We start from the raw sequence: 5,898 nt of genomic DNA, 5'->3' as shown, positions 1-5,898 counted from the left end.
GGGGTGGGGTGTTTTTTGTATAACGCCTCCGCTCAGTTGTGTTGGTGTGCTATCATATGTGTGTTTTTTTGGGTTGGGGGGGCCGGGGCCGCGGCCCGCCCCCCGGGGGGGGGGGGGGGGGGGCCCCCCCCCCCCCGCCACTACCACAGGCGCGTCAGGTAGACGCGCTACGGATCGCCTCCGGCAGCGGCGTGCTCTTGCCGGTCTGCGTATCCATCCAGACCACGACCACGTTGCCGTCCGAATAGAGCTTCGATTCGTCCTGCTGGTCGACGATGCGGTGGCCGATGGTCACGCTGCTGTTGCCCAGGCGCTCGACGAACAGCTCGACCAGGATGTCGTTGGGCCACACGATGGGCAGCCGGTAGTTGACGTTGGTCGCGGCCACCACCGGTGCGATGCGGTCGGTCATCGACACACCGTCCACGCCCAGCATCCAGCGCACGCGCGCTTCTTCCAGGTAGGAGATGTACTTGGCGTTGTTCACATGGCCCATGCTGTCCATGTCACGCCAGCGCACGCTGATCGGGATGCGGGCCAGGATCTTGTGTTCGCTGCTCATCAGGCGTCCTTTTTCTTCTTGCTGGCAGTGGCGGTCTTGCTGGTCTTGCCGGTGCTCTTGGCAGCCACGGCCTTCTTCGCCGGCTTCTCGGCCTTTTCAGGCTTCACCTTGCGCGGCGGGCGGGCGTCGGGCTTGTTCGCCACGGCGGCCGGCTGCTCCGGGCGCGCGTGGGTGGACGGCAGCATGCGCGCAAGGAACTGGCCGGTGTACGACTGCGGGCAGGCCGCCACGTCTTCCGGCGTGCCGGTGACCAGGATGGTGCCACCGCGATGGCCGCCTTCCGGACCCAGATCAACGATCCAGTCGGCGGTCTTGATCACGTCCAGGTTGTGCTCGATCACGACCACCGTGTTGCCTTCGTCGCGCAGCTTGTGCAGCACACCCAGCAGCGCTTCGATGTCGTGGAAGTGCAGGCCGGTGGTCGGCTCGTCGAGGATGTACAGGGTGCGGCCGGTATCGCGGCGCGACAGTTCCTTGGACAGCTTCACGCGCTGCGCTTCACCACCGGAAAGCGTGGTCGCGCTCTGGCCCAGCTTGATGTAGCTCAGGCCGACGTCGACCAGTGTTTCCAGCTTGCGCGCAATCGACGGCACCGGTTCGAACAGCTTCAGTGCATCCTCGACGGTCATTTCCAGCACGTCGTTGATGTTGAAGCCCTTGTACAGGATCTCCAGCGTTTCGCGGTTGTAGCGCTTGCCATGGCAGACGTCGCAGGGCACGTACACGTCCGGCAGGAAGTGCATCTCAACCTTGATCAGGCCGTCACCCTGGCAGGCTTCGCAGCGGCCGCCGCGCACGTTGAAGCTGAAACGGCCCGGCGAATAGCCGCGCGCACGCGCTTCGGGCACCTGTGCGAACAGTTCGCGCAGCGGCGTGAACAGGCCGGTGTAGGTGGCCGGGTTCGAGCGCGGGGTGCGGCCGATCGGCGACTGGTCGATGTCCACCACCTTGTCGAACAGGTCCAGGCCATCGATCTCCTTGTACGGAGCGATCGGGTGCGAGGCACCGTTGATCTCGTTGGCGGCCAGCGAGAACAGGGTGTCGTTGATCAGGGTCGACTTGCCCGAGCCGGATACGCCGGTCACGCAGGTCAGCAGGCCCGACGGAATCGCCAGGTCCACGCCCTTCAGGTTGTTGCCGGTCGCCCCGCGCAGGTGCAGGGTCATCTTCGGGTTCGGCGTGTGCCGGCGCGCCGGAATCTCGATCGCGCGCTTGCCCGACAGGTACTGGCCGGTCAGCGAGCGCGGCGCTTCCAGGATGTCCTGCAGGGTGCCCTGGCCGACGATCTCGCCGCCGTGCACGCCCGCGCCCGGGCCGATGTCCAGCACGTAGTCGGCCAGCCGGATCGCGTCCTCGTCATGTTCGACCACGATCACCGTATTGCCCAGGTCACGCAGGCGGGTGAGCGTACCGAGCAGGCGTTCGTTGTCGCGCTGGTGCAGGCCGATCGACGGCTCGTCGAGCACGTACATCACACCGACCAGGCCGGCGCCGATCTGGCTGGCCAGGCGGATGCGCTGTGCCTCGCCACCAGACAGGGTGTCGGCCTTGCGCTCCAGGGTCAGGTAATCCAGGCCGACATCGACCAGGAAGCCGAGGCGTTCGCCGATCTCCTTGACGATCTTCGCGGCGATCTCGCCACGCCAGCCCGGCAGGCTCAGTTCACTGAAGAACTTCAGTGCCTCGTCGATCGGCAGCACCACCAGCTCCGGCAGCGGGCGATCGGCCACGAACACGTTGCGTGCTGCCTTGTTCAGGCGCGCACCATTGCATTCCGGGCACGGCTGTTCGCTGATGTACTTGGACAGCTCCTCGCGCACCGCCGGCGACTCGGTTTCCTTGTAGCGGCGTTCGAGGTTGGGAATGATGCCCTCGAAGCGGTGCTTGCGCTGGGTGCGGCCGCCGGCTTCGGTGAAGTAGGTGAAGGTGATCGTTTCGTCGCCGCTGCCGTACAGCACGGCCTGCTGCACCTTGGCCGGCAGCGAGTTCCAGGCGGCGTCCACGTCGAACTTGTAGTGCTTGGCCAGCGAGGCGATCAGCTGGAAATAGTAGGCGTTGCGGCGGTCCCAGCCGCGCACCGCACCGGCGGCCAGCGACAGCTCCGGATGCACCACCACGCGCGAGGGATCGAAGAACTCGGCGATGCCCAGGCCATCGCAGCCGGGGCAGGCGCCCATCGGTGCGTTGAACGAGAACAGGCGCGGCTCCAGTTCCGGCAGCGAGTAGTCGCACACCGGGCAGGAGTACTTGGAGGAGAACAGCGCCGGCGTGGCGTCGGCGGTGTCCAGGCTCTGCACCGAGGCCATGCCATCGCCCAGCTTCAGTGCGGTCTCGAAGCTCTCGGCCAGGCGCTGCTTGATGTCCTCGCGCGGGCGGAAGCGGTCGATCACCGCCTCGATGGTGTGCTTCTGGCGCAGCGCCAGCGGCGGCACCGCATCGATTTCATACAGCTCGCCGTCCACGCGCACACGCACGAAGCCCTGCGCACGCAGCTGGTCGAACACCTGTGCGTGCTCGCCCTTGCGGTCGCGGATGACCGGCGCCAGCAGCATGTAGCGCTGTTCCGGGTCCAGCGTCAGCACCTGGTCGACCATCTGGCTGACCGTCTGCGCTTCCAGCGGATAGCCGTGGTCCGGGCAGCGCGGGGTGCCGACGCGGGCGTACAGCAGGCGCAGGTAGTCGTAGATCTCGGTGATGGTGCCGACCGTCGAACGCGGGTTGTGCGAGGTCGACTTCTGTTCAATCGAGATGGCCGGGGACAGGCCTTCGATGTGGTCCAGGTCCGGCTTTTCCATCACGCTCAGGAACTGGCGCGCATAGGCCGACAGCGACTCGACGTAGCGGCGCTGGCCTTCTGCATAGATGGTGTCGAACGCCAGCGAGGACTTGCCCGAACCGGACAGGCCGGTGATCACGATCAGCTTGTCGCGGGGCAGGTCGAGGTCGAGGTTCTTCAGATTGTGCGTCCGCGCGCCGCGGATGCGGATGAAATCCATCGCCATGGGGGATCCGGTTGTGGGGGCGTTGGCTGGGTGCCGGGCCAGCAGGGAACGGCAATCGGTCAGCCTACCGAGGTGACCAGATGGGGGCAATGGGCGACAATGCCAGCCCGATGTCTCACCTGATGAGACAGGCCGACAGGCAGGGGTCAGATCCCTTTTCACAACGTGAAAAGGGATCTGACCCCGTTCTGGCCGGGCCCCCGGGCCGTTCAGGGGTTGACTTGACCCGCGCCCGCTGATCTGCGTACAATTCCGCTCCTGTCCGCCCTCGATGGCGGCAGCTCAGACCACAATAACTACAGAGGAAGGCCTGGTCATGTACGCAGTACTGGTCACCGGCGGTAAGCAATACCGCGTGGCGCAGGGCGAAAAGCTCCGCATTGAAAAGCTCGAAGTCGAAGTCGGCAGCGAGATCAAGTTTGACAACATCCTGATGCTGGGTGACAGCGACGGCGTGAAGCTGGGCGATGCGCTGAAGGGCGCTGCCGTCACCGCCAAGGTCCTGTCCCAGGGTCGTGCTGACAAGGTCCGGATCATCAAGTTCCGTCGCCGCAAGCACCACATGAAGCGTCAGGGTCACCGTCAGTACTACACCGAAATCGAGATCACCGGCATCGCCGGCTAAGCATCAGGAGAAGCAGTCATGGCACATAAAAAGGGCGTAGGCTCCTCGCGCAACGGTCGCGACTCCAACCCGAAGTACCTGGGCGTCAAGATCTTCGGCGGCCAGGCCATCGAAGCCGGCAACATCATCGTGCGTCAGCGCGGCACCCAGTTCCACCCGGGTTCGGGCGTTGGCCTGGGCCGTGACCACACCCTGTTCGCCCTCGTGGACGGCAAGGTGGAGTTCTCGGTCAAGGGCGCCAAGAAGCGCCGCACCGTCAGCATCGTCTCGGCCGACGCCTGATCCAGGCATCGCCGGCACCCGTGCCTCGGCATGGGGGTGCTGCATGAAGAGCCCCGCTTCGGCGGGGCTTTTCGTTAGAGTGAAAGCAAGACCGGCCAGGCCGGGTTGCCGGCCAGCGGCTGGCATAACATTCAAGGCGTCGGCAGGCAGGCCGCGCCCATCGCAGGCATCGAAACAATGAAACTGGTAGACGAAGCAGAAATCGAAGTGTTCGCCGGCAACGGCGGCAACGGCTGCATTGGCTTCCGTCGCGAGAAGTTCATTCCGCTCGGCGGCCCGGACGGCGGCGACGGCGGTGCGGGCGGCAGCGTGTACATCCGCGCCGACGAAAACCTGAACACCCTGGTCGACTTCCGCCATGACCGCATCTTCAAGGCGCAGCGTGGCGAGAACGGCATGGGCCGCCAGGCCTATGGCAAGGGCGGCGAAGACCTGACCATCACCGTGCCGGTCGGCACCGTGGTGATCAACGTCGCCACCGATGAAATCATCGGCGACCTTACCCAGCATGGTGATCGCCTGCTGGTGGCGCAGGGCGGTCGTGGTGGCCTCGGCAACATGCACTTCAAGAGCTCGACCAACCGCTCGCCGCGCCAGGCGCTGCCGGGCGAGCCGGGCGAAGAGCGCACGCTGAAGCTGGAGCTGAAGCTGCTGGCCGACGTCGGCCTGCTGGGCTTCCCCAACGCTGGCAAGAGCACCCTGATCCGTGCCGTTTCGGCGGCGACGCCGAAGGTGGCCGATTACCCGTTCACCACGCTGTACCCGAACCTGGGTGTGGTGAAGGTGGAGAACTACCGCAGCTTCGTGATTGCCGACATTCCCGGCCTGATCGAAGGCGCTGCCGACGGTGCCGGCCTGGGTGCGCAGTTCCTGCGCCACCTGCAGCGCACCCGCCTGCTGCTGCACCTGGTGGACATCTCGCCGATGGAAGGCGGGGTGGAAGGCATTTCCCCGGTCGAGCAGGTGCGCGCGATCGAGCGCGAACTGGAAAAGCATGATCCGGAGCTGCTGCAGAAGCCGCGCTGGCTGGTGCTGAACAAGGCCGACCTGATGTTCGAAGACGAAGCGAAGGCTGCGGCCGAACAGATCGTCGCCGAGCTGGGCTGGAAGGAGCCGTGGTTCCTGGTTTCCGCGCTGGGCCGCGAAGGTACCTTCCCGATCATGAGCCGGATCATGGCCTTCTTCGATCGCCAGAAGGAAGACGAGCTGGAAGCCCGCAACGCGCAGTAATGCTGTTGTGGTTCCATGCGAAAAACCCGGCTTCGGCCGGGTTTTTTTGTTGTGGTAGTGCCGGGGGGGGGGGGGGGGGGGGGGGGGGGGGGGGGGGGGCCGGCCGGCGCCCCCCCCGGGCGGGGCGGGCCGCGCACAAAAAAACACCCCGCCGGGGGGGGGGTGTGGGGGGCGCGCCCGGACGGCGGGGCGCGGGC

The 5,898-nt window shown here is 65.9% G+C and carries 5 protein-coding genes; 3 read left to right on the top strand and 2 right to left on the bottom strand.

Annotated elements, in window-relative coordinates; translation table 11 throughout:
• Positions 1–154: 154 nt before the first annotated feature.
• Together AC5O77_RS21425 and uvrA are read right to left on the bottom strand one after the other, a co-directional pair.
• Positions 155–562, bottom strand: a complete 408-nt coding sequence (locus AC5O77_RS21425; protein WP_478058466.1) for an acyl-CoA thioesterase — start codon at positions 560–562, stop codon at positions 155–157.
• A complete protein-coding gene (gene uvrA / locus AC5O77_RS21420; RefSeq protein WP_125895431.1) occupies positions 562–3,564 on the bottom strand; it encodes an excinuclease ABC subunit UvrA in 3,003 nt (1,000 codons plus the stop codon). The genes AC5O77_RS21425 and uvrA overlap by 1 nt, the downstream gene beginning before the upstream one ends.
• A gap of 316 nt (positions 3,565–3,880) precedes the next feature.
• On the opposite strand from uvrA, the gene rplU reads away from it, so the two are divergent.
• From rplU to cgtA, 3 genes are all read left to right on the top strand, one after another.
• Complete coding sequence (rplU, locus tag AC5O77_RS21415) at positions 3,881–4,189, top strand: 50S ribosomal protein L21 (protein WP_005408557.1); 309 nt, start codon at positions 3,881–3,883, stop codon at positions 4,187–4,189.
• A gap of 18 nt (positions 4,190–4,207) precedes the next feature.
• Complete coding sequence (rpmA, locus tag AC5O77_RS21410; RefSeq protein ID WP_005415704.1) at positions 4,208–4,471, top strand: 50S ribosomal protein L27; 264 nt, start codon at positions 4,208–4,210, stop codon at positions 4,469–4,471.
• A 177-nt stretch (positions 4,472–4,648) separates the two neighbouring features.
• Positions 4,649–5,701, top strand: a complete 1,053-nt coding sequence (gene cgtA, locus AC5O77_RS21405) for an Obg family GTPase CgtA (RefSeq protein WP_032127584.1) — start codon at positions 4,649–4,651, stop codon at positions 5,699–5,701.
• The last annotated feature ends 197 nt before the right edge of the window (positions 5,702–5,898 follow it).

This window comes from Stenotrophomonas sp. INTA L402-1, from assembly GCF_059295135.1.
This window is presented reverse-complemented; position numbering and strand designations above follow the sequence as displayed.

Bases quoted from the DNA above. Each gene is read 5' to 3' on its own strand.
- uvrA (WP_125895431.1), bottom strand. From the start codon at position 3,564: ATGGCGATGGATTTCATCCGCATCCGCGGCGCGCGGACGCACAATCTG.
- cgtA (WP_032127584.1), top strand. From the start codon at position 4,649: ATGAAACTGGTAGACGAAGCAGAAATCGAAGTGTTCGCCGGCAACGGC.
- AC5O77_RS21425 (WP_478058466.1), bottom strand. From the start codon at position 562: ATGAGCAGCGAACACAAGATCCTGGCCCGCATCCCGATCAGCGTGCGC.
- rplU (WP_005408557.1), top strand. From the start codon at position 3,881: ATGTACGCAGTACTGGTCACCGGCGGTAAGCAATACCGCGTGGCGCAG.
- rpmA (WP_005415704.1), top strand. From the start codon at position 4,208: ATGGCACATAAAAAGGGCGTAGGCTCCTCGCGCAACGGTCGCGACTCC.